The sequence below is a fragment of the Nonomuraea thailandensis genome (assembly GCF_024172165.1).
Taxonomy (GTDB): Bacteria; Actinomycetota; Actinomycetes; order Streptosporangiales; family Streptosporangiaceae; genus Nonomuraea; species Nonomuraea thailandensis.
Window position 1 is genome coordinate 8,672,066 of record NZ_JAMZEB010000002.1, and the last position, 22,927, is coordinate 8,694,992.

21 protein-coding genes are annotated in these 22,927 nt (G+C 69.6%); 7 read left to right on the forward strand and 14 right to left on the reverse strand.

The genetic code is table 11. The annotated features are described in order from the left end of the window. Positions 1–113 precede the first annotated feature (113 nt). A complete protein-coding gene (gene atpB, locus HD597_RS43565; RefSeq protein WP_253751598.1) occupies positions 114–908 on the forward strand; it encodes a F0F1 ATP synthase subunit A in 795 nt (264 codons plus the stop codon). A gap of 4 nt (positions 909–912) precedes the next feature. Here atpB and nagZ read toward each other — a convergent pair whose 3' ends face one another. From nagZ to HD597_RS43595, 6 genes are all read right to left on the reverse strand, one after another. Continuing rightward, the gene (gene nagZ / locus HD597_RS43570) at positions 913–2,217 is read right to left on the reverse strand and encodes a beta-N-acetylhexosaminidase (RefSeq protein WP_253751601.1); all 1,305 of its coding nucleotides are present in this window, start codon (positions 2,215–2,217) and stop codon (positions 913–915) included. Positions 2,218–2,256: 39 nt separating this feature from the next. Further along, complete coding sequence (gene ptsP / locus HD597_RS43575; RefSeq protein ID WP_253751604.1) at positions 2,257–3,918, reverse strand: phosphoenolpyruvate--protein phosphotransferase; 1,662 nt, start codon at positions 3,916–3,918, stop codon at positions 2,257–2,259. After that, entirely contained in the window at positions 3,915–4,175 is a 261-nt protein-coding gene (locus tag HD597_RS43580) for an HPr family phosphocarrier protein (RefSeq protein WP_253751607.1), read from the reverse strand. Before HD597_RS43580 ends, ptsP begins: the two co-directional genes overlap by 4 nt. Positions 4,176–4,290: 115 nt before the next feature. Further along, positions 4,291–4,737, reverse strand: coding sequence for a PTS sugar transporter subunit IIA (locus HD597_RS43585; RefSeq protein WP_253751610.1), 447 nt, complete (start codon positions 4,735–4,737; stop codon positions 4,291–4,293). A 10-nt stretch (positions 4,738–4,747) separates the two neighbouring features. Continuing rightward, on the reverse strand, positions 4,748–4,984 hold the full coding sequence (locus tag HD597_RS43590) for a PTS sugar transporter subunit IIB (RefSeq protein WP_185109948.1): 237 nt from the start codon (positions 4,982–4,984) through the stop codon (positions 4,748–4,750). A gap of 38 nt (positions 4,985–5,022) precedes the next feature. After that, positions 5,023–6,057 (reverse strand): SIS domain-containing protein, encoded by a 1,035-nt coding sequence (locus tag HD597_RS43595; protein WP_253751613.1) that lies wholly within the window; start codon positions 6,055–6,057, stop codon positions 5,023–5,025. A gap of 124 nt (positions 6,058–6,181) precedes the next feature. Here HD597_RS43595 and HD597_RS43600 point away from each other — a divergent pair, with 124 nt between their 5' ends. From HD597_RS43600 to HD597_RS43615, 4 genes are all read left to right on the forward strand, one after another. After that, a complete protein-coding gene (locus tag HD597_RS43600) occupies positions 6,182–6,922 on the forward strand; it encodes a GntR family transcriptional regulator (protein ID WP_253751616.1) in 741 nt (246 codons plus the stop codon). Between the two features lie 250 nt (positions 6,923–7,172). Next, a complete protein-coding gene (locus tag HD597_RS43605) occupies positions 7,173–8,519 on the forward strand; it encodes a PTS transporter subunit EIIC (protein ID WP_253751618.1) in 1,347 nt (448 codons plus the stop codon). Between the two features lie 49 nt (positions 8,520–8,568). Then, positions 8,569–9,843, forward strand: a complete 1,275-nt coding sequence (locus tag HD597_RS43610; protein ID WP_253759714.1) for a PTS transporter subunit EIIC — start codon at positions 8,569–8,571, stop codon at positions 9,841–9,843. Between the two features lie 180 nt (positions 9,844–10,023). Continuing rightward, on the forward strand, positions 10,024–10,395 hold the full coding sequence (locus HD597_RS43615; protein WP_253751621.1) for an Rv3235 family protein: 372 nt from the start codon (positions 10,024–10,026) through the stop codon (positions 10,393–10,395). 66 nt (positions 10,396–10,461) lie between these two features. Here HD597_RS43615 and secA read toward each other — a convergent pair whose 3' ends face one another. Continuing rightward, positions 10,462–13,251, reverse strand: a complete 2,790-nt coding sequence (gene secA / locus HD597_RS43620) for a preprotein translocase subunit SecA (RefSeq protein WP_253751625.1) — start codon at positions 13,249–13,251, stop codon at positions 10,462–10,464. A gap of 224 nt (positions 13,252–13,475) precedes the next feature. On the opposite strand from secA, the gene HD597_RS43625 reads away from it, so the two are divergent. After that, positions 13,476–13,736, forward strand: coding sequence for an HGxxPAAW family protein (locus tag HD597_RS43625; protein ID WP_253751628.1), 261 nt, complete (start codon positions 13,476–13,478; stop codon positions 13,734–13,736). 388 nt (positions 13,737–14,124) lie between these two features. Beyond that, complete coding sequence (locus HD597_RS43630) at positions 14,125–15,342, forward strand: winged helix-turn-helix domain-containing protein (protein WP_253751631.1); 1,218 nt, start codon at positions 14,125–14,127, stop codon at positions 15,340–15,342. Between the two features lie 216 nt (positions 15,343–15,558). On the opposite strand, the gene HD597_RS43635 is transcribed toward HD597_RS43630, so the two are convergent. The 7 genes from HD597_RS43635 to mtrA all read right to left on the reverse strand — a co-directional run bounded on the left by HD597_RS43635 (position 15,559) and on the right by mtrA (position 22,819). After that, entirely contained in the window at positions 15,559–16,257 is a 699-nt protein-coding gene (locus HD597_RS43635) for a response regulator (protein WP_253751634.1), read from the reverse strand. Further along, positions 16,254–16,379, reverse strand: a complete 126-nt coding sequence (locus HD597_RS65200; RefSeq protein ID WP_276083177.1) for a hypothetical protein — start codon at positions 16,377–16,379, stop codon at positions 16,254–16,256. Before HD597_RS65200 ends, HD597_RS43635 begins: the two co-directional genes overlap by 4 nt. 94 nt (positions 16,380–16,473) lie before the next feature. Next, positions 16,474–17,142 (reverse strand): ribosome hibernation-promoting factor, HPF/YfiA family, encoded by a 669-nt coding sequence (hpf, locus tag HD597_RS43640; protein ID WP_253751637.1) that lies wholly within the window; start codon positions 17,140–17,142, stop codon positions 16,474–16,476. A gap of 628 nt (positions 17,143–17,770) precedes the next feature. Next, a complete protein-coding gene (locus HD597_RS43645) occupies positions 17,771–18,454 on the reverse strand; it encodes a ComF family protein (protein ID WP_253751640.1) in 684 nt (227 codons plus the stop codon). A gap of 203 nt (positions 18,455–18,657) precedes the next feature. Further along, positions 18,658–20,388, reverse strand: coding sequence for an LpqB family beta-propeller domain-containing protein (locus HD597_RS43650; RefSeq protein WP_253751643.1), 1,731 nt, complete (start codon positions 20,386–20,388; stop codon positions 18,658–18,660). After that, positions 20,375–22,123: an MtrAB system histidine kinase MtrB gene (mtrB, locus tag HD597_RS43655; protein ID WP_308210805.1), complete on the reverse strand. Its 1,749-nt coding sequence runs from the start codon at positions 22,121–22,123 to the stop codon at positions 20,375–20,377. Before mtrB ends, HD597_RS43650 begins: the two co-directional genes overlap by 14 nt. Before the next feature lie 18 nt (positions 22,124–22,141). Then, the gene (gene mtrA / locus HD597_RS43660; RefSeq protein WP_043620615.1) at positions 22,142–22,819 is read right to left on the reverse strand and encodes an MtrAB system response regulator MtrA; all 678 of its coding nucleotides are present in this window, start codon (positions 22,817–22,819) and stop codon (positions 22,142–22,144) included. Positions 22,820–22,927 lie beyond the last annotated feature (108 nt).

A 22,927-nucleotide genomic window follows, 5' to 3' on the forward strand; every position in this document is an offset into this window, starting at 1 on the left:
ACTTTTACCGGAGCTCGCCCCTTAATAAACGGATAAAACCCTAGAAAAAGGGTGACCGAAATATCCAGTTAAGGTGTTTTTCCAGCGTAAGTCGCTACCCAGAAGGGACCGCCGTGCGGACGACGATCCTGATCACCTCCCCTGAAGAGTGGACCGCTCCGGGCTCCGAACTCTTCCAATTTCCCCCCATCATCCCCGGTGGACCGGAATGGTTCACCAAACCGATCCTCATCGTCCTGTTCAGCGCGGTCATCGCCATCGCGCTGTGCTGGGCGGCATTCGCCAAGCCCAAGATCGTGCCACGGGGCTGGCAGAGCATGGGCGAGTACGCCTACGACTTCGTACGCGACCAGATCGCCCGGCCCCACCTCGGCAAGGACGCCGACCGCTGGATGGGACTGCTCCTGACGATCTTCCTCACCGTGCTCATCTGGAACCTGATGGGCGTCGTCCCGTTCATCCAGTTCCCCGTCGCCGCGCACGTCAACTTCGCGGCAGTGCTGGCGATCTCGGTGTACGTCCTGAAGGTCTACCTCGGCGTGCGCCACCACGGCGTGCGCGGCTACCTGCGAGGTGTGGTGTACCTGGAGGGCCTGCCCGGCTGGGCGTACGGCATCTACGCTCCGCTCATCCTCGCCGAGGTCTTCCTCACCTCGCTGTTCACCCACTTCATCCGCCTGTTCGCGAACATGTTCGCGGGCCACCTCCTCGTGGCCTTCTTCAGCTCGGTGGGCTTCTGGTTCCTGTTCGAGCAGCTCACACCGCTCGGCGCGGGCCTCGGCGTGCTCGGCGTGGCCATGACGATCGTGATCACCGCGTTCGAGATGTTCATCATGTTCCTTCAGGCGTTCCTGTTCGCCATGCTCGCCGCGATGTACATCGCCAGCGGGCTGCACGGCTCGCACTGACCCCCTAGGCGCGGGCGGCCAGCTTGCGGTGCTCAGGCGAGCGCAGCACCTCGGCCGCCCGCTCCGCCGAGGCCACGGGCGCCCCGGTCAGCAGGCCCCGCTTCTGCTTGAGCGTCAGCAGCCGGGTGACCGACTGGTCGAGGCGCTCCTTGGAGATGCGGCCCGACTTCACCGCCGCCAGCACCGCGTCGTACGCCTTGGGCAGGTCGTTCGGCATGAGCAGCAGGTCGGCCCCGGCCAGCACGGCCCGCACCGCGATCTCCCCGTCGTCGTACTTCTTGCGCACCCCGCCCATGTTCAGCGCGTCGGTCGAGATCACGCCCTTGAACCCGAGCTTCTCCCTGAGCAGCCCGGTCAGGATGGGCTTGGACAGCGTCGCCGGGTCGCCCGACGGGTCCAGCTTGGGGAAGACGATGTGGGCGCTCATCACCGCGTCCACCCCGGCGTCGATCGCGGCCTTGAACGGCGGCGCGTCGATGCGCTCCCACTCCGCCCTGGTGTGCTTGATCACCGGCAGCCCCGTGTGGCTGTCGACGGACGTGTCACCGTGCCCCGGGAAATGCTTGGCGGTGGCGGCGATCTTCGCCTCGCCGAACCCCTTGACCGCCGCGGCCACCATCCTGGCCACCTTCTGCGGGTCGTCGCCGAAGGCGCGGCGGCCGATGACGGGGTTGCGCGGGTTGACGTTCACGTCGGCGACCGGCGCGAAGTCGAGGTTGACGCCGAGCGCGCCCAGCTCCTCACCTGTCGCCCTGGCCACCTGCCGCGACAGGTCCGTGTCCTTGGTCGCGCCGATCTCCGACGCGCCGGGGAAGTCGGTCATGAGCGCGGACATCCTGGAGACCAGGCCGTTCTCCTGGTCGGTGCCGATCAGCAGCGGGACCTCCTTCGAGGCCCGCTGCATGCCGTTGTTGAGGCCGACGACCTGGGCGGTGCTCTTGACGTTGTGCGGGAACAGGATCACGCCGCCGAGGTGGTATTTCGCGATCACCTTGGCCGGGGTCCGGGCGGCGTACCTGGCCTGGTTCTCGCCGGAGACCGTGTCGGCGGCGGTGCCGTACAGGACGGGCATGAAGAGCTGGCCGACCTTCTCCTCCACGCTCATCCTCCCCAGCACCCGCTGCACCGGGCTCTGCTGCGGGGCCGTGGTCGCCGGAGCGGAGGACGTGGTCGCCGACGTGCCGGCCGACGTGGTGGCGGGTGGGGCCGCCTTGCCTCCGGTCGGCCCCACCTCCGCCGAGCCGTCGCCACCGCCGCACGCGGTGAGCGCGATCACCAGGAGCCCTGTCGTACCGATCCGTCCAAACATGACTCCAAAGGTATCCAGATGACGACCCGCCCGGGCCGGCTACAGCCCCAACCTGTCGAGACCTGGCAGGTGGAGGCGGGCCTCGGCCTTCGCATCGGCCGCCGAAGACCCGGTGCGGGCCGCCTCGGCCGCCGCCTCGCACTGCTCCATCGTGTGCGCCGCGAGCCCGGCGCGCACGGCGGCCAGCGCGGAGGGCGCCATCGACAACGACGAGACCCCGAGCCCGGCCAGCACGCAGGCCAGGGCCGGATCGGCGGCGGCCTCGCCGCAGATCCCGCACGGCTTGCCGGCCCGCGCCGCCGCGACGGCCGTGGCGGCGACCAGGTCGAGCAGGGCGGGCTGCCAGGGGTCGTGCATCGCGCTGACGGCGCCGAGCTGGCGGTCGGCGGCGAAGGTGTACTGGCTCAGGTCGTTGGTGCCGATGGAGACGAAGTCGACCATGGCCAGCAGGTCGGCGGCCCGCAGCGCGGCGGACGGGATCTCGATCATCACGCCGACGTCGTCCAGCCCCTTGTCGTGGCACTCCCTGGCGAACCAGGCGGCCTCCTCGGCCGTGGCCACCATCGGCGCCATCACGGCGGCCCCGCCGGCCGCGGCCACCGCGCGGAGCTGGACGTCCATCACCTCGGGGAAACGCGCGAACCTGCGCAGGCCCCGCTCTCCCAGCGCCGGGTTCGGCTCGGTGGCCGCGGGCAGGAACGCCAGCGGCTTGTCCGCGCCGCCGTCGAGCGTGCGCACCACCACCTTGCCGCCGGGGAACGCCTCCAGCGCCGCCCGGTAGGCGCGCTCCTGCTCCTCGGCGGAGGGGGGCTCCGGCCTGTCGAGGAAGAGGAACTCGGTCCGGTACAGGCCGATGCCCTCGGCGCCCGCGGCCACGGCGGCGTCGAGCTCGGCCGGGCCGCCCACGTTGGCCAGCAGCGGCACGGGGTGCCCGTCGGCCGTCACGCCCGGCCCCGTCCACGACGCGAGCACCGCCTGGCGCGCCGTGGCGGCGCCGACCGCGTCGGCCACGTCGGAGGCGGCGGGCTCCACGCGCACGTCGCCGGAGGTGCCGTCCACCATCACCCGCACCCCGTCCGGGATGCGGGTGGCGCCGGGACAGGCCACGACGGCGGGCACGCCCATCGACCTGGCCATGATCGCGGTATGGCTGGTCGGGCCGCCCTCCTCGGTGACGAACGCGACCACGTCGTCCCTGGACAGCAGCGCGGTGTCGGCGGGGGCGAGATCCCTGGCGACCAGCACGTACGGCTCCGCGGGCGCCATCGGCAGCCCCGGCATGGCCTGCCCGGTGAGCGACGCGATCACGCGGTCCCTGATGTCACCGAGGTCGGCGGCCCGCTCGCCCAGGTATCCGCCGGACCCCTGCAGCACGGTCCGGTACTTCGTGAAGGCCTCGAAGACCGCCCTGGGGGCGGCCAGACCGCGGTCGATCAGTGATCTCACCTTCACGACCAGACCGGGATCCTCGGCCATCAGCGCCTGCGCCTTGAGAATCTCTCCGGCCTCGCCGCCCGCCTGGTTGCCGCGGGCCTCCAGCTCGCCCGCGACCTGCGTGAGCGCGGCCATCGCGCGCTCCTTCTCCTGCTCCGCCTCACCGGTGTAGGTGGCGCCCTCGGGGGGTTCGGGCACAGAGACGGTCAGTACGTACGAGGGGCCGTGCCCGATGCCCGGGCTGACCCCCACCCCCCGGAGGTTCATGGCGTACTGGCTATCTTCGCCAGCTCGTCGAGCACCTCGTCGGCGCCCTCGCCCTCCGCGCTGATCACGACGGACTCGCCCTGGCGGACGTCCAGCGCCATGATCGCAAGGATGCTCTTGCCGTTGACCGGCCCACCGCCGTGGGACTTCGCCACCGTGATGTCCATCGGGGCCAGCTTGGCCCGCTGGACGAACGTCGCCGCGGGACGGGCGTGCAGCCCTACCTCCGCCGCCACGGTGACCTTGCGCTCACCCATCTTGCTGCTCCTCCTTCTCGTGCCGGTCCAGACCGGCCGGCCATCTCCGTCATCGCGGTAAACACGGACAACCCGTTCATTGTGCCGGGTGAGGCCGACCTCCGGCGAACGGCCGCTATCCCCATCTGAAGAGCTCGTCCCCGACGTGCACCGACCCCTCCGCTACCCCGGTGAGCTCGTCGGAAAGCGCGTCGAGCGCGACGACCGGGCAGACCGGCGAGCGGCCGCCCGCCTCGATGGCCGACGGGTCCCAGGCGACCACCGGCTGGCCGGCGCTGACCCTGTCGCCCTCCGCCGCCAGGAGCTGGAACCCCGCCCCCTTGAGCTGGACCGTGTCGATCCCCAGGTGCACCAGCACGCCCTTGCCGTCGTCCCCCACGATGACGTACGCGTGCGGGTGCAGCTTCATGATTTTTCCCGCTATGGGGGCCACGGCCTTGCCTGGCCCCCGCAGCGGGTCGATCGCCGTTCCCGGCCCCACCATGCCCGCGGAGAACACCGGATCGGGCACGGCCGCCAGCCCCACAGCCGTCCCCTCCATCGGGGCGAGAACAGTCGTCATGGTCTCGCCCTCAGCCGATGACATCCTCGATGTCGCTGGCGATCGTGTCCGCCTCCGGCCCGACGACGACCTGCACCACGTTGCCCGCGGCCATCACGCCGTGCGCGCCCGCCGCCCTGAGCGCCGGCTGGTCGACCTTCGAGGCGTCGCGCACCTCCGTACGCAGGCGGGTGATGCAGGGCTCGATGTCGATGATGTTGTCGGCGCCGCCCAGCGCGGCGATGATCGCGTTCACGTCCGCCGCCATCCGGTCCTCCCTAGGATTAGCACTCTGACCAGGCTAGATCAGTCGGTCTGGGTGACCTTGTTCAGGCCCCGCGGCGCGTCGGGGTCGATGCCGAGCCTGCGGGCCAGCGCCTCGGTGAGGAGCTGGCCGGGGACGATCAGGCCCATGGGGGCCAGCCACTCGGGCAGATCGGGGCCGTTCAGCGCGGCCGTGCCCGCCTGGGCGAGCGCGCCGCCCCCGCCGATCGTGTACGCCGCCGCGCCCGCGGCCACCACCCGCTCGGCCAGCGCGATCGTGCCCTGGAGGGTCGGGCTGTGCTCGGCGGCCACCAGCAGCGCCGGCGTGTCGGCGTCCACCACGGCGATGGGGCCGTGCAGCAGGTCGGCGTACGACAGGCCCATGGCGTGCAGGTAGCAGGCCTCCTTGAGCTTCAGCGCGGTCTCCAGCGCCGTCGAGAACGCCAGCCCGCGCCCGGACACGACCACGCCCTGCTTGTCGGCCAGCCCCTCGACCACGGCCTCGATGTCCCCGGGCTCCGCGATCAGCTTCTCCACGGCCTCGGGCACCCGCCGCAGCTCGCCGGCGTCCACGTCCGCGCCCAGCCCGATCGCGAGCACGGCCAGGGCGGCGAGCTGCGTCGTGTACGTCTTGGTCGCGGGCACGGCCTTCTCCTCGCCGGCCACCGTGCACAGGGCGATGTCGGCGGCCTGCGCGAGCGGGCTGTCCTCGCCGCCGTTCGTGACGCCGACGGTGCGCGCCCCGCAGTCCTTCGCCCAGGCCAGGGTCTCGACGATCTCCTCGGTGCGCCCGGACTGCGAGATGGCCACGGCCAGCACGCCGTCGAGATCGAGCTTGCGCCTGTACGTGGTCGCGATCGACGGGGCGGCCAGCGCGGACAGGCGTCCGGCGTGCGCCTCGACCAGGTAGCGCCCGTACACTGCTGCGTTGTCGGAGGTGCCGCGCGCGATGAACAGCAGCTGGCGGGTCTGCTCGCCCATGGCCCTGATCTCGTCGATCTTGGGGAGCAGGGAGTCGAGTGTGGCCCGCAGCGCGGTCGGCTGCTCGGCGATCTCGCTGCGCATCTTGGTGGTCATCTTCGGCTCATCCCTCGGGTCATTGCGGTTCAGACTTGACCGTCTTTCGCGACATGTGGTCTAGTCCGGACTAGACCAGTACGAACCATAGCCCATTGCCCAGGTAGAGACGAGGGGAGGATCCGTGGCGCACATCGATCCGGACAGCCCGGTGCCCAAGTACTTCCAGCTTCGCGAGATCCTGCTGGACCTCATCGACAGCGACGAGTTCGGCATCGGGGCGGCCATCCCGTCCGAGCGCGAGCTCTGCCAGCGCTTCGGCCTGTCCAGGATGACCGTACGGCAGGCTGTGGACCACCTCGTGTCCGAGGGCCGACTGCACCGCGTGCCCGGCAAGGGCACGTTCGTCGCGCGGCCGAAGATCGAGCTGGCGCTGCAGCTCACGTCGTTCACCGACGACATGCGGGCGCGGGGCATGATCCCCGGCTCGCGCGACCTGGACCGCCGCATCGTGCGGGCCAGCGCCCACCTGGCCAAGGAGCTGGGGATCCAGCCGGGCGAGGAGGTGCACTTCATCGAGCGGCTGCGTACGGCCGACGGCGAGCCGCTGTCCATCGAGCGGGCCCACATCCCGGTCAAGCTCGCCCCCGACCTCGCCGACCACGACTTGTCCGAAAAATCGCTCTATGAGCTGCTGGAGCGGCGCTACGGGCTCGTCATGGACGCCGGAGAGCTCACCATCGACGGCGGCATCGCCGACCCGAGCGACGCCGACCTGCTGAAGCTGCCGCGCGGCGGGGCCGTGCTGCTGCTGCAGCGCCGGTCGTTCTCCGGCGGGGTCTGCGCCGAGCTGGGCGTGTCCACCTACCGCGCCGACCGCTACCAGCTCCGCACCCTCCTCGAAATGCCCGCCCGGCGTGGCTGAGCCACGCCCCGACACCCGCTGACGCCCACCAGGCGCGGCTCTTGAGCCGTGTCCCGATCCCCGGCGCGGCTCTTGAGCCCGCGTCCCTATCCCCGCCAGGCGCGGCTCTTGAGCCGCGTCCCGATCCCCGCCAGGCGCGGCTCTTGAGCCGCGTCCCGAACTCCGCCAGACTCGGCCGACGAGCCGCCGTGTCCGGCGCCTCATGACTCCTGGCATGACCACGCCTTGGAGGAACGCCGGTGAACGAGACGTGAACGAAACCTCCGCCGCCGCCCGGCCCTCGCCGTTCGCTCGCGTGATGACCGTGCTCCAGCGGCTGGGCCGCTCCCTCATGCTGCCCATCGCCGCCCTGCCCGCGGCCGCCCTGCTGCAGCGCTTCGGCCAGCCCGACATGCTCGGCTCCAACGGCGCCGCGCCGGGCGGCCTGGCCGACGTGTCCGGGATGGCCTGGATGAACGAGGTCGCCCACGTGCTGGCCGCCGCCGGGGCGGCATTGTTCGACAACCTGCCGCTGCTGTTCGCCGTGGGGGTGGCGATCGGCTTCGCCCGCAAGTCCGACGGCTCCACCGCGCTGGCCGCCGTGGTCGGCTACCTCGTCTTCGACCGCGTGACCAAGGCCATGTTCTTCGAGTCGGACATCAGGGACACCGTCGCCGTCAAGGTGGTCGAGCCCCAGGGCATCAAGGAGATCGTCGACAACGGCATCCAGAACCCCACCAGCGTGCTCGGCGGCATCGTCATCGGCCTGGTCGCCGCCGTCCTGTGGCAGCGCTTCCACCGCATCAAGCTGCCGTCCTGGCTGGCCTTCTTCGGCGGCCGGCGCTTCGTGCCCATCATCACCTCCATCGTGGCCCTGCTCATGGGCGTGGCGTTCGGCTGGCTGTGGCCGGTGATCGGCGAGTGGATCCGGCACGCCGGCGAGGCCCTGGCCGCCATCGGCCCCATCGGCACCGGCATCTACGGCCTGATCAACCGCCTGCTCATCCCCCTCGGCCTGCACCACTTCGTCAACTCCGTGGTCTGGTACGTCGTGCCGCAGTGCGAGGTGGGCGGCCAGGTGCTGGGCGGGGACTGGAACTGCTACTTCGGCGGCGCCCCGTACTCCGGCCAGTTCATGGCCGGCTTCTTCCCCGTCATGATGTTCGCGCTGCCCGCCGCCGCCCTGGCCATGTGGCGGGCCGCCCCCGTGCACCGGCGGGCCACCGTGGGCGGCATCATGCTCTCGGCAGCGCTGGCGTCGTTCGTCACGGGCATCACGGAGCCGATCGAGTTCGCCTTCATCTTCGTCGCGCCGCTGCTGCTGGTCGTCCACGCGATCCTGACCGGCCTGGCGATGGCGCTGACCACGCTGATCGGCGGCCAGCTCGGCTTCGGCTTCTCCGCCGGCCTGCTCGACCTGCTGCTGAACGCCAGCAAGTCGAACACCGAGAACCTGCCCGGCATCCTGGTCCTGGGCCTGGTCTACGGCCTGGTCTACTACGCCGTGTTCACGTTCCTGATCCGCAGGCTGAACATCATGACACCCGGCCGCGAACCCGAGCCCGACCTCGACTCGGGCGAGACCGAGCCCGGTTCGGGGAGATCAGCACCGGGGTAGTAACCGACCTGACCCCCGCGTCGACGCTCACGTGGGGGTGACCACGACCATGCAGGACCCGGCTCCGCCGCAGTCCCGGCTGTCGTCGGCCTTCTCCGTGCTGCAGCGCGTCGGCCGCTCCCTCATGATGCCCATCGCGGTCCTCCCCGCCGCCGGGCTGCTCTACCGCTTCGGCCAGGACGACCTGCTCGGCGCGCACGGCCTGGGCGGCGCGCTCCCCTGGCTGCTCCCGGTGGCCGGCGTCATGGCGGCGGCCGGCGCCGCCCTGTTCGACAACCTCGCGCTGCTGTTCGCCGTGGGGGTGGCGATCGGCTTCGCCCGCAAGTCCGACGGCTCCACCGCGCTGGCGGCCCTGGTCGGCTACCTCGTCTTCGACCACGTGAGCAAGACCCTCTTCTTCGACGCCGGGCACGGCGCCGTGCACGACAAGGTCTCGGTGACCCTCCAGAACGGCGTGCCCGCGCTCGACCTGGGCGCCCCGAACCCCACCGGCGTCCTCGGCGGCATCCTCATCGGCCTCACGGCCGCCCTCCTCTGGCAACGCTTCCACCGCGTCAAGCTGCCCTCCTGGCTGGCCTTCTTCGGCGGGCGCCGCTCGGTGCCCATCATCACCGCCGTGGCCGCCCTGCTGCTGGGCGTGCTGTTCGGCTTCCTGTGGCGCCCGATCGGCGACTGGCTGGCACAGGCGGGCGACTGGCTGTCCGCCCACGGCACGGTGGGGACCGGCCTCTACGGCGTGGCCAACCGCCTGCTCATCCCCATCGGCCTGCACCACGTGCTCAACACCATCGTCTGGTTCACGGTCCCCGAGTGCCACGCGGGCGTGAACGGCGCCACCCGCGACGCGGCGGGCGACCTGAACTGCTACTTCGCCGGCGAGCAGGGCGCGGGCATCTTCATGACCGGCTTCTTCCCCGTGATGATGTTCGGCCTGCTCGGGGCCGCGCTGGCGATGTGGCGGGCCGCCCCGCCCGAGCGCAGGAAGGCGGTCGGGGGCATCCTGCTGTCGGCCGGCCTGACGGCCTTCATCACGGGCATCACGGAGCCCCTGGAGTTCGCCTTCATCTTCGTCGCCCCCGTGCTGTTCGCCGCCCACGCCCTCCTGACCGGCCTGTCCATGGCCCTGATGGCCGAGCTCGGCGCCCGCCTGGGCTTCACCTTCTCCGGCGGCGCCATCGACCTGCTGTTGAACGCCAGCAAGTCCAACACGCACGGCCTCGGCCTGATCATCGGGTTCGGCGTGGCGTACCTGCTGATCTACTACGCCCTGTTCACCCTGCTGATCCGCTGGCTCGACCTGCCCACCCCGGGACGCGAGCCCTAAACCCTTGACTCCCCCATCCCAAAGAGGGCCGGACCACTCCAGCTTCCCCCGAAACTTTCCCCGCATAACCGGACGAGCTTCCGCCGCACGCGCACAAGCTGGCGCTTTCTGTATTCCTGAGCCGGGCCGAAAACTCGTTTATACCGACTCTTTCTTCCATGCAGAGAATCGGAGCAGCCCATGCCTCACGACATCGACGGCGCGCTGGCCCTGACGACCCCCCTGGTCTGGGGCCCGCCGGGCGCCCAACCGGACGAGCGCAGGCTGCGCCACCTGACCCAGGCCCTGGCGGAGGTGCTGGCCGGCCGCCGCCCGCCACAGGCCCTGGCCGACCGGCTGACCGAGCGCGCCTACCGCGAGCTGGTACGGGCGGGCCAGATGATCCATGCCGACCGGCCGCCCTTCACCGGAAGCGTCCACATGAAGCAACCCCGCGACGGCGCCGTGGAAATGTGCGCGCTCGTCCATTGCGGCAACCGCAACCACGTCCTGGCCCTGCGCCTGGAACGACATGGCAACCAGTGGCTGTGCACCGAATTCGAAACGGCCTAGGCGTGGCGGCCCGCCGAAAAGGCGAACCCCCACCTCCGCAGGAGGTGGGGGCCCAGGAATGACGGATCAGGCGGCGTTCTTCGGGTCTCCGTGGCAGCGCTTGTACTTCTTGCCCGACCCGCACGGGCAGGGCGCGTTACGCTCCACGTTGCCGTACGCCGCCCGCTCGGCCTGAGTCGTGCGGACCCGGACGTGCTCGACGTCGCCCTGCTCGCCGGGAGCGGAGTACTCCAGCTCGGCCGGCCGCTCGGGGCCGCGCAGCCCGCGCGCGATGATCGAGCGGGTCTCCGCGATGGCCGCGTCCTCCTCCTCGACGATCGGGTTCTCCTGCACCTCGACCTCGAGGTTGAACAGGAAGCCGACGGAGTCCTCCTTGATGCCCTCCAGCATCGCGGCGAACATCTCGAAGCCCTCGCGGGCGTACTCGATCTTCGGGTCCTTCTGCGCGTAGGCCCGCATGCCGATGCCCTCGCGCAGGTAGTCCATCTCGTAGAGGTGCTCGCGCCACTTGCGGTCGAGCACGGAGAGGATCACGCGGCGCTCCAGGTCGCGCATGGTCTCCGGGCCGAACTCCTCCTCGCGCCGGTCGTAGGCGGCCAGCGCGTCGGCCTTGATCTTGTCGCTGATGAGCTCGGCGGTCAGGTCCTCGCGGCCGCCGGCCTCCTCGACGACGTCCTCGATCCGGACCGAGACCGGGTACAGCTCACCGAACGCCTTCCACAGCTTGTCGAGGTCCCACTCCTCGGCGAAGCCCTCCGCCGTGGCGCCCTGGACGTAGCCGTCGATCACCTCGCCGATGAAGCCGCGCACCTGCTCGTGCAGGTCGGCGCCCTCCAGCACGCGGTGGCGCTCGGCGTAGATGACCTTGCGCTGGCGGTCCATGACCTCGTCGTACTTCAGAACTTCCTTGCGGATCTCGAAGTTCTGCTGCTCGACCTGGTGCTGGGCGGAGGCGATGGCCTTGGAGACGATGCCGGACTCGATCGGCTGGTCGTCGGGGATCTGCAGCCTGGTCATGATCATCTCGACCCTGGCCGAGTTGAACAGGCGCATCAGGTCGTCGCCGAGCGACAGGTAGAAGCGCGACTCGCCGGGGTCGCCCTGACGGCCGGAACGGCCGCGAAGCTGGTTGTCGATGCGGCGCGACTCGTGCCGCTCGGTGCCCAGGACGTACAGGCCGCCCAGCTCGGTGACCTCGTCGTGCTCGGCCTTGACCGCCGCCCTGGCCTTCTCCAGCGCCTCGGGGTAGGCCTTCTCGTACTCCTCCGGCGTCTCGACCGGGTCGAGCCCGCGCTGGCGCAGCTCCAGGTCGGCGCGGAACTCGGAGTTTCCGCCGAGCATGATGTCGGTGCCTCGACCGGCCATGTTGGTGGCGACGGTGACGGCGCCCTTGCGGCCCGCCTCGGCGATGATCGACGCCTCACGCGCGTGGTTCTTGGCGTTGAGCACCTCGTGCTGCACGCCGCGCCGCTTGAGCGCCTTCGACAGCCGCTCGGACTTCTCCACCGAGGTGGTGCCGACGAGCACCGGCTGGCCGGCCTCGTAGCGCTCCTTGATGTCCTGCACCACCGCGTCGAACTTGGCGTCCTCGGTCTTGTAGACGACGTCCGGCTGGTCCTTGCGGACCATGGGGCGGTTGGTGGGGATCGGGACGACGCCCAGCTTGTACGTCTGGTGGAACTCGTTGGCCTCGGTGGCGGCCGTACCGGTCATGCCGGCCAGCTTCCCGTAGAGGCGGAAGTAGTTCTGGAGGGTGACCGTGGCGAGAGTCTGGTTCTCGTCCTTGATCTTCACGCTCTCCTTGGCCTCGATGGCCTGGTGCATGCCCTCGTTGTAGCGGCGGCCGTGCAGGATGCGGCCGGTGAACTCGTCGACGATCAGGACCTCGCCGTCGGCGACGATGTAGTCCTTGTCCTTCTTGAACAGCTCCTTGGCCTTGAGCGCGTTGTTCAGGAAGCCGACGAGGTGGGTGTGCTCCGGCTTGTACAGGTTGTCGATGCCGAGCCAGTCCTCGACCTTCTCGACGCCGGCCTCAAGGATGCCGACCGTGCGCTTCTTCTCGTCGACGATGTAGTCGCCCGTGCTCTCCTCGCCCGGGTTCTTCGCCTCGACGCCCCTGCGCAGGCGGGGGACGATCTTGGCGAACTCCTGGTACCACTTGCCCGACTGCTCGCCGGGACCGGAGATGATCAGCGGCGTGCGGGCCTCGTCGATCAGGATCGAGTCGACCTCGTCGACGATCGCGAAGAAGTGACCGCGCTGCACGCACTCGTCGAGCGACCACGCCATGTTGTCGCGCAGGTAGTCGAAGCCGAACTCGTTGTTCGTGCCGTACGTGATGTCGGCCTCGTACTGCTTGCGGCGCTCCTCCGGGGCCTGGCCGGAGACGATGCAGCCGACCTCCAGGCCGAGGAAGCGGTGGATGCGCCCCATGGTCTCGGCGTCACGCTTGGCCAGGTAGTCGTTGACCGTGATGACGTGCACGCCCTTGCCGGCGATCGCGTTGAGATAGGACGGCAACGTACAGGTCAGCGTCTTGCCCTCACCGGTCTTCATCTCGGAGATGTTGCCCAGGTGAAGGTTGGCGCCGCCCATGATCTGCACGTCGTAGGGCCGCTGGCCGAGCACGCGGCGGGCCGCCTCGCGCACGGTCGCGAACGCCTCGGGAAGCAGATCGTCGAGGCTTTCGCCGTCGGCATGGCGCTGCTTGAACTCGTCCGTCAGCGCACGCAACTCCGCGTCGGACAGGCTCGTGAAGTCGTCCTCGATGGAGTTGACCTGGTCTGCGATCCGCTTGAGCTTGCGCAGGATCTTGCCTTCGCCGGCACGTAGGATCTTGTCGAGAATGGCTGCCACTTTATGTAAAGCTCCTCGCAGGTCTACCCCGGCGGCGCCGCCAGGAGGAGAGGCCGAGACAAACTTCCCCGTTAGCCATCGTAGGCGGTTCCGCAACCAGACACAGCCACCGTGACGACGAGGGCGCAGAACCAGTCTGGGAGAATGGGGACAAGGCAGAGGGTATGCCGGTGGAGAGCCGGCTCGCACCAATAGCGGGATATCCGGCAAAGGAAGGATTTGTCATGGTTGAGGGGAAGAAGTCGGAGCATACCGAGAATCTCGGCAGCCACGGCGGGCGCGCGTCCTCGTGGCTCGCGGTGACGGTGATGCTGGTGGGCACCGTCGTGGCCGGCTTCGGTATGACGGCCGCGAACTGGACGCTCATCTGGATCGGCGCCGGGCTGTTCGTCGTCGGCGGCGTCCTCGCCCTCGTCTTCGATATCTTCACCGACGTCGTGATCGACGCTCCGCGGGTGGGCATGCGCGCTGAGGATCACCGCTGACTCACGCATCGACGGCGGGCGCCCTACCCTGGGCCGCCCGCCGTCCGCATGCCGGGACACGATCACGCGACACGTGACGCCCGGGCGCGTCTCCGGGCCCGTACCCCCACCTCCGGGCGCGCCCCGCACCTCCAGCCGAGCACCTCGCACCCCCCGACCTGAGCGTTTCACCACCAGCTGCCTTCCCAGCCCGCCCTGCACCCCGGCCCGCCCTGCACCCCGAGCCGCCCTGCAGTCGGAGACGTGCGCCCACCGCAGATGCGAGATGCGAGGCCCGCCACAGATGCGATGCGAGGCCCCAGGTGCGATCTCCGAGACGGGCAGCGGTCATTTCTGTCGGTGCCCATGGCTAGATTGCTCGCATGCATCGCCATATGGAGGCGCGGGCATGACCGGTGTGACCGATCTGACCGCCGAAGAGGCCCGCCGGATCATCCTGCGCGCGCAGGGTTTCATCGGCGCCGACGCGCGCAAGGGCGGCGTGCACACCATGCTGCGCAAACTGGGCGCCGTCCAGCTCGACACGATCTCGGTCCTGGCCCGCTCGCACGAGCTGGTCGCCTACGCCCGCCTCGGCGCGGTGGGCCGCTCCAAGATCGAGCGCGCCTACTGGCACAATCCCGCCCAGAGCTTCGAATACTGGTGCCACGCCGCCTGCATCCTGCCCATCGAGCACTGGCCGCTCTACTCCTTCCGCCGCCGGGCCTACCGCGAGCGGCGTTACCGGTGGCACGAGGTGCCCGACAACGTGGAGAAGCTGCTCGACCAGGTCAGGGAGTCGGGCCCGCTGACGACGTCCGACGTGGGCGGCGCCAAGAACGGCGGCCCGTGGTGGGACTGGTCCGACTCCAAGATCGGCCTGGAGTGGCTGCTCGACATCGGCGAGCTGGTGTGCAGCCGCCGCGTCGGCTGGCGCCGCGTCTACGACCTGGCCGAGCGGGTGGTCCCCGCCGACCTCCTGGCCGACGACCTGTCCGACGAGGAGTGCATCGTACGTCTGGCGGGCGTGGCCGGGCGTTCCCTCGGCGTGGCCAACCGCACCGACCTCATCGACTTCCTCCGCCTCAAGGGCCGTTACGCGGCGATCCTCGACGAGGTCCTGCTCAGCGGCGCGGCGGGCCTGGTGCCCGTGACCGTCGCCGGCTGGCCGGGCAAGAAGGGCCTGGCCAACGCGTGGGCGGCGCCCGAGGGCCTGGAGTCCGAGCCGCGCGGCCGCCACCGCACCACGCTGGTGTCGCCGTTCGACTCCCTCATCTGGCACCGCGAGCGCACGAAGCGGGTGTTCGGCTTCACCTACACGCTGGAGCTCTACGTCCCCAAGCCCAAGCGCGTGCACGGCTACTTCACGATGCCGGTGCTGTCCGGAGGGCGGCTGATCGGGCGCGTCGACCCGGCCCGCGAGGGCTCCACGCTGGTGGCCAGGCAGGTCCACCTGGAGCCCGGCCTCTCACCCGCCAAGTGGGCCGACGCCCTGAGCGAGGCTCTCTGGTCGGCCGCCGAGTGGGTGGGCTGCGACGCCGTACGCGTCGAACGCTCCGACCCACCTGAGCTGCTCCCCATGCTCAACGCAACCCCCGCACCCCCGCCCCAGCCCAACGCGAGCTGAGCACGCCACACACACATCCACGCACACGTCCGGGCCCCACCACAACGGCCCGGGCGGCTCGGACGGGCGGCTCGGACGGGTCCCGCTACTCAAGCCACGTCACAACCCCAGTCACGTTGCGCAACCCAAAGCCACGTTCTCAGTACAGCCGTGTCCGCAACTCGAGCCACATCTCGCACCTCGAGCCACGGCAGCAGCTCAAGCAGCGTCCGTGGCTCAGGTGATCTCGAGCATGCGCTCCCGCACCGCGTACACCACGGCTTCCATCCGCGAGTGCAGCTGCAGCTTGTCGAGGATGTTGCGCACGTGGTTCTTCACGGTGTTCTCGGAGATGAACAGCTGCTTGGCGATCTCCCGGTTGTTCATGCCCTTGGCGACGAGCCGCAGCACCTCCATCTCCCGGTCGGTCAGCCGGGGAACGGGAAGCTGAGGCGGCCGCTCGGCCTCCTTGCGGCTCATGTTGGCGAACTCGCTGATGAGCTTGGCCGCCATCGCCGGGTTGATTAACGACTGGCCTTCGTGCACGCCGCGCACCGCGGCCGGGACGTCGTTGATCTGGACGTCCTTGAGCAGGTAGCCGGTGGCTCCCGCCTTGATGGCCTCGAAGAGATCCTCTTCCTCGTCGCTCACCGTCAGCATGATGATGCGGGTGCTCGGGACGGAGGCCTTGATGCCCTTCGTCGCCTCGATCCCGTCCTGCCGCGGCATGCGCACGTCCATGAGCGCGACGTCAGGCATGAGGCGATCGGCCAGTTCGACCGCCTCCTGCCCGTCGCTCGCCTCACCGACCACCTCGATGTCAGGCTCGGCGGCCAGCGCCAGCGCCAGGCTCCGCCGGATCAGCTCGTGATCGTCGACGATCAGCACGCGGATCGGCTCGCTCGCCTGCGCGCGGGCCTCGTCAGACTCGGTCACGAAGCCTCCTTGGTGAGCCTCGTGACGACCAGCCTCGTGACGATCAGCCTCGTGACGATCAGCCTCGCGCCTGCCATTGCCTCGCTTCGCTCGCTCATCCCTACCTGACTGAGCTCGCTCACGTCTCCTCCTCGTCGGGGGGCCAGAGCCGTTGAACCGCCATGATGGCATGTACCCGCGGTTCTCGGGTGGTCGAGAAGATCTTTTAGCGCGCGATCAGGGCTCTATGAGCCGCAACACGCCGTAGTTGTAGCCGCGTCTGTTGTAGACGACGCACGGCTGGCCGCTCTCCTTGTCACGGAACAGGTAGAAATCATGTCCGACCAGCTCCATCTCGAGCAGGGCCTGATCGATGGTCATGGGCTCGGCTCGGTGGAACTTCTCCCGGACGATGAGCGGCCCGTCGCCGTCCATCTCGATCGGGACGATGTCGTCGTAGAGTTGGTCGCTCTTCTGCTGCAGCTCGTCCTCGTCAGGCTCGGCCTGTTTCGGGGCGCCTGACTGCGTGCGGGGCTTCAGATCGGCGGCGTCAGGGAGCGTCGCGGTGATCTCCGCCACCGAGGGCGGGCAGTGGTTGCCGTGGTGGACCTTACGCCGGTCGGCCAGCCGCCTGAGACGGCCTTCCAGCTTGTCGAGGGCTAGATCGAAGGCTGCGAGTCGGTCGTCGGCCGAGGCTTCGGCGCGGATGGCCGGCCCTCGGGAGTGAATGGTGAGCTCGACGCGCTCCCGCTGATCGGCGAGGCGCGGATTACGCTCCTTGGACACCTCCACATCGACTCGGATGAGTTTGTTGTCCAGACGTTCGATCCTGGCCAGCTTGGTCGTCACGTGGTCTCGGAACCGATCACTAACTCCTGTGTGCCGGCCCTTGACGATGATGTCCATGCAACAGCCCCCCTTCGGTCTAACGACTGAGCAAGAGCGCCCGACTACGTGCATGTCGGACGGGGTGGTCTGGCTGCCTCCCTGTCACGGTCACCCTCTTCCGACGCTGCGTCACCGGGAACTCGGAAGGCACCCGCCCGGCCGACCTGGTCTTCGACCCCACATCCGCCTGCTGAGGGTCTCGCGGCTCTGTTGCCACTACTGCCCTTCTCTTCTGACGGGGGACATCTGGACCCCCGGGAAGGCAGGACTTACCCCTAAGCCGCACCGTGATCGGTCGACAAAGAGTCGCCTTACGTGGACCGTTTTGCCTGCGGCTGGCATCGGCTAGCAGAGCCGGGGACCCCGACCCTGCGCAACCACGGACCCGAACGGGTGCCATGTAGGAACGCTATCCGCATCCAGCACGAATGTCAGCCTGAGCCTCAACCGGATGATCACGGTCCGTGATATCGCACCCCTCGGAAAGCGCCTTCCAATGCCCCATTTAACCGATCGGCAACCCTTATGCGCACGGGCCTCCCGTCCACCGAACAGCCGCAGTGCCGGTCTAGGGGAAGTGACATGTGACCTCCAGGCCAGGAAACCGATTTGGATCTTTCTTTACCGAACGTGACCATGACGAATTTCAAGATCTTCGGCGTGTCGCGCCCACGGTGACGGCCAGCGGCACCTCGATCCCCGCAGCTTGCAGCGCCCTGGCGGCCTCGGCGAGGGTCGCGCCGGTCGTCACGATGTCGTCCAGGAGCAGCGCACGGGGCGCTGGAGGCCCTTTTCCCGCGCGGACGACCCGAAGTGACCCTGCGAGGTTGGCGGCTCTCTGAGCGCGACTCAGGCCCGCCTGGTCGGCCACCCGGCCGGCCTGTCTCAGCCCCGCCCATGCCTCGGCGCCCATCCCGAGCGCCCGCAACCGGGCGGCCACCAGCACGGCCAGCCTCCCTACGGGATCATGACCCCGGCCGCGCACGCTCCTTCGGGCGCTCGGCACCGGCACGACGGCGAACGGCCCGGTACCCGCCCACTCCCCTGTCTGTCCCATGGCGACCAGCAGCGTCCGCGCCACCGCCTCGGCCAGCACCCCGGCCAGCGCCACCGCCCCTCGTTCCTTGTAGGCCACGATCATCCTGCGCACCACGCCCTCGTACGGCGCCGCGGACCAGCAGTCGGGCAGGCCGGACGGGCGCGGGACGGGGGCTCGCCTGGCGGGCTCTGCGGTCAGCGCCTCGAAGCATCGCGGGCAGCACGACGCCCCCTTGGCGCCACAGCCCGCACAGGCCGGGGGAAGGACCAGGTCCAGTACGGCGTTCAGCACGGGATCAGCATGCCGGTCGCCACCGACAGTTCCGGCTCACTGACACAACGCATTCAGACGGCGCGAGGCGGCGGGGGGCGGCGGCGCGGGGCAGGACACGACGGGACGGGGCGGGACGGGACGGGGCAGGACGGGGCAGGACGGGTGACAGCGGATGCAAGGGCAGGCCGACGCGGTCCAAGCCGACGCGTCGGCGAGGCGGGTCAGCCCAGCGGGAACAGAGGCGCGCCACCATCGGTGTCGATCTTGGCGGTCCAGGTCTGCTGATCCTGGCTGAGCGCCATCAACTTGCTCCCGCCCTTGGTGGTAACGTCCGCCAGCACCTGGTCCTGGAACGCCGCCACCGACTGCAGCCGATCCTTCAACGGCACGCCGGTGGTCTCCCCATCCCCCACGTTGATCTCGTTGAGCGTCTGCCCCGCCGTCGCCTGCACCAGCACGAGCAGGTGCTCGTCGTCCCGCCAGGCGATGTCCTTGATCTCGTTCCCGGTCTCGGTGTTGGTCAGAAGCTGCAGGTTCTCCAGCTTCATCCCCGTCCCCTCACCGGTCAGCGCCCCGATCTGAACGGTTTCGTCCCCGGTGGTCACCGCGACCCGCACCCCGTCCCTGGCGATCCTGAACTGGTTGATGTCCAGCCGGTCCAGCTCCTCCGGCACCCGCACGGGATCCGTCCGCTGCCTGACGGGGTCGTACTTCAGCAAGGTCCCGTTCTTGCCGTCGTAGGTCCACAGGGAGCCGTCCCTGTGCCACGTGGGCGGCGTCAGATCGTCTCCCTGGACGACCTCCTGCCACACCCCCTCGGGCGCGAGCCCCGCCACCGAGATGCCGGTCGAGGTCCTGGCAGCGATGAGCGGGTTGGGGCCGGCGGAGACGGCGAAGTGGCTGTAGCCCTCGCGCTGCTCTCCTGCCGCGCCCGCCACGGCGCCCCCGGCGCCGTCCTTGGTCAGGTAGTGGACGGCCCCCTTGTCGACGTAGTAGGCGCTGTCGCGGACGTCGTCGTCCAGCCACTGGTCGACGGAGTCGGGCCGGTCGACGGTGTAGGGCTCGCCGTCCACCAGGATCTCGATGACGCGGCCCTTGGCGATCTCGTTCCTGTTGAGGCTGTTCCTGATCTGCCCTCTGAGGGTCTCCTCGGTGCTGAGGTCGAGGGTGTCGAGCTGCCCCGAGAGGTTGATGATCACGCGATCCTCGCCCGACCTGATCGACTCGATCTTCGTGTCGGCGGGGAAGCTGGAGGTGACCGCTCCGCGCAGGGCCTCGGTCGGCGGTTCGAGCAGGCGCTCGAGCACGGTCTGCGCGAACGTCTCCATCGTGTCGAGCCGCAGGCGCACGCGGTCGACGACGAGCCGGTCCTGCGTGCTGCGGTTGACGTAGTAGAGGTTCGTCGGCCGGTACGCGCGCGCCACGTCGGACTGGGTGAGCAGCAGCCCGGCGGGCAGGCTGCTGACGCGGTACCCCTCCGGCAGCTTGACCAGCTCGAAGGTCCGCTCCCACGACCCGCCCGTCGGCTTGTACGAGTCGTCCTCGTTGATGAGGGCCGCCACGTGCGCCTTGAGCGTGATCTTCATCGACGTCTCGGACTCGCGCGGCGGCGGGACCACGACCTCGTACTCGTCCTGGATCACCGTCACGGGCCCGGCCGCCGTCCACTTGGCCCGCGCCTCGGGCGTCAGGTAGTCGGCCAGGACCGACGGGTCGTCCGCGTGGGCGGCCATGGCGGCCTGCAGGCCCCTGATCGTGTCCTCGGCGCCCCAGCCGGGCTGCGGCGGGATGGCGATCATGCGCTGGAACGGCTTGCTGAGCGGGTCGCCGGCCCCTTCGTCGTTGTTGACGGTGTACGGGCCGTTCGGGGGGATGACGGTGCACCCCGAGCCGCCCAGGACCATCGCGGCCACGATGCCGAGCGCCGTGCCCAGCCGGCTAATCCTCGTCATGGCCGTCCCCGTCCCCCGATGCGGGCAGCAGCACGGGCGTCATCGACGTCCGCCAGGTGCGGCGCATCTCGATCTCCGGCGGCACGAGCGACAGCGGGGAGCCCTTCAGGTCCACGCCCGCGCTCCTCGGCAGCGTGAGCCTGAACTGGGAGCCCTCGCCGGGCTGCCCCCACGCCTGCAGCCAGCCGCCGTGCAGGCCGGCGTCCTCGCGGGAGATGGCCAGGCCGAGCCCGGTGCCGCCGATGGTCCTGGCGCGCGACGGGTCGGCCCGCCAGAAGCGGTCGAAGACCATGGTGTCCTCGCCGGCCTTGAGCCCGATGCCGTGGTCGCGAACGGCGACGGCCACGGCGTCGCGGTCGGCGCCGACGGTGACCACGATGTCGCGGCCCTCCCCGTGCTCGATGGCGTTGAACAGCAGGTTGCGCAGGATCCGCTCGACCCGCCTGTTGTCGATCTCGGCCACGCAGGGCTCGTTGGGCAGCCTGAGCTCGAAGCGGGTGCCGTGCCGCTCGGCCAGCGCCTCGGAGTCGCCGATCGCGCGCAGCACCACGTCGCGGATGTCCACGGGCTCCAGGTCGAGCGTGGCGGCGCCGGCGTCGTAGCGGCTGATCTCCAGCAGGTCGGCCAGCATCGACTCGAACCGTTCGAGCTGGGCCTGCATGAGCTCGGCCGAGCGGGCGGCCATCGGCTCGAAGTCCTCGCGGGCGTCGTACAGCAGGTCGGCGGCCATGCGGACGGTCGTCAGCGGGGTGCGCAGCTCGTGGGAGACGTCCGAGACGAACTGCCGCTGCACCTGGGAGAGCTCCTCCAGCTGGTGGATCTTGAGCGCCAGGTTGGCGGCCATCTCGTTGAACGAGTTCGCCAGCCGGGCCAGGTCGTCCTCGCCGCGCACCTTGAGCCGCTCGTCCAGCCTGCCGGAGGCCAGGCGCTCGGCGGCCTGGCGGGCCAGGCGGACGGGGGTGACGACCTGGCGGGCGACGAGGTAGGCGATGGCGGCCAGCAGCAGCACGAGCCCGAGCCCGACCACGACGATGGCCAGCCGGACGTTGGACAGCAGCTCCTCTTCCTCGTCGAACGGGAAGAAGTGGTAGACCTCGTAGGTGCGCCCGTTGGTGGTCAGGTGCACGATGCCGCCGACCACGTACGTCAGCCTTGGCTGGCTCTCACCGCGAAACCTGATGGTCTGGATCGACCCGGTCGCGTCCTCCCACTTGTAGGCGCGGATGTTGCGCTGCAGGGCGAGCTTGAGGGTGAGCGGCACGTCGGCGGGCACGACGCTGCCCGACGCCCGCGACTGGCCCGGGGACGTCAGGTTGAGTATCAGCACCTCGTAGCGCTTCTCGGAGCCGTTCTCCCCCGAGCCGGTGATGGTGTCCATGACCTCGTCGAGCAGGTTGCCCGCGGCCGGCTCCGCGCCGGCGGCCTGCTTGGCGGGGTCGTCGGTCTCGGGCGTCAGCGCGTCGGCGATCTGCAGCCGGTCGGCGAAGGCCTCGCTGGCGGCGGTGCGCTGGCTGCTGTCCACGACCGACTTGTTGATCTGGCCGAACAGGAATGTGCCGAGCACCACCACCACGATCACGGAGATCACCAGCGTGCTGGTGACCACCTGGAGCTGGAGTGAGCGCCGCCAGATGCTGCGTGTCCTGCCCGCCGCACGGCGAACCCGCCGGCGGACGCCGCCGAGAATCTGGCGGAGCGTCCGTCTGCGCGTTCGTTTCTTCTTCGTCGGGGGCACGGCGGGGAGGGGCGAGGGTTAGGCGGGACCGGCTTTGTAGCCCACGCCGCGGACGGTCACGACGATCTCGGGGTGCTCGGGGTCCTTCTCGATCTTGGCCCGGAGCCGCTGCACGTGCACGTTGACCAGCCGCGTGTCGGCCGCGTGCCGGTAACCCCACACCTGCTCAAGCAGGACCTCGCGGGTGAACACCTGGCGCGGCTTGCGGGCCAGCGCCACGAGCAGGTCGAACTCCAGCGGCGTGAGGTTGATCGTCTCCTCGCCGCGCTTGACCGAGTGGCCGGCCACGTCGATGGTGATGTCGCCAATCTGGAGGATCTCGGGGGTGGGCTCGTCGGTACGGCGCAGCCGCGCCCGCACCCTGGCCACCAGTTCCTTCGGCTTGAACGGCTTGACGATGTAGTCGTCGGCGCCCGACTCCAGACCGAGCACGACGTCGATCGTGTCGCTCTTGGCCGTGAGCATGACGATGGGCACCCCCGACTCCGCCCTGATCCTGCGCGCGACGTCGATGCCGTCGGCCCCCGGCAGCATCAGGTCGAGCAGCACCAGGTCCGGGCGTGTATCCCGGAACGCGTCGAGGGCCTTGTCGCCATCGGAGACAAAGGACGGCTCGAAGCCTTCCCCTCGCAGCACGATCCCCAGCATCTCGGCGAGAGCGGCGTCGTCGTCGACGACCAGCACGCGACCTTTCATGGCCCCTCATTCGTTCTACGCATTGTGGGACATACCCGCACGATCGCTGAAGGTTACCCTTGGTTGACCCATGAGTGTGACCTGAGCCCTACAAAAGGCGAATTTTAG

Coding starts and splice junctions, on each gene's coding strand:
- nagZ (WP_253751601.1), bottom strand. CDS start 2,217: ATGTTTGGACGGATCGGTACGACAGGGCTCCTGGTGATCGCGCTCACC.
- ptsP (WP_253751604.1), bottom strand. CDS start 3,918: ATGAACCTCCGGGGGGTGGGGGTCAGCCCGGGCATCGGGCACGGCCCC.
- HD597_RS43580 (WP_253751607.1), bottom strand. CDS start 4,175: ATGGGTGAGCGCAAGGTCACCGTGGCGGCGGAGGTAGGGCTGCACGCC.
- HD597_RS43585 (WP_253751610.1), bottom strand. CDS start 4,737: ATGACGACTGTTCTCGCCCCGATGGAGGGGACGGCTGTGGGGCTGGCG.
- HD597_RS43590 (WP_185109948.1), bottom strand. CDS start 4,984: ATGGCGGCGGACGTGAACGCGATCATCGCCGCGCTGGGCGGCGCCGAC.
- HD597_RS43595 (WP_253751613.1), bottom strand. CDS start 6,057: ATGACCACCAAGATGCGCAGCGAGATCGCCGAGCAGCCGACCGCGCTG.
- HD597_RS43610 (WP_253759714.1), top strand. CDS start 8,569: ATGCAGGACCCGGCTCCGCCGCAGTCCCGGCTGTCGTCGGCCTTCTCC.
- HD597_RS43615 (WP_253751621.1), top strand. CDS start 10,024: ATGCCTCACGACATCGACGGCGCGCTGGCCCTGACGACCCCCCTGGTC.
- HD597_RS43625 (WP_253751628.1), top strand. CDS start 13,476: ATGGTTGAGGGGAAGAAGTCGGAGCATACCGAGAATCTCGGCAGCCAC.
- HD597_RS43630 (WP_253751631.1), top strand. CDS start 14,125: ATGACCGGTGTGACCGATCTGACCGCCGAAGAGGCCCGCCGGATCATC.
- hpf (WP_253751637.1), bottom strand. CDS start 17,142: ATGGACATCATCGTCAAGGGCCGGCACACAGGAGTTAGTGATCGGTTC.
- HD597_RS43650 (WP_253751643.1), bottom strand. CDS start 20,388: ATGACGAGGATTAGCCGGCTGGGCACGGCGCTCGGCATCGTGGCCGCG.
- mtrA (WP_043620615.1), bottom strand. CDS start 22,819: ATGAAAGGTCGCGTGCTGGTCGTCGACGACGACGCCGCTCTCGCCGAG.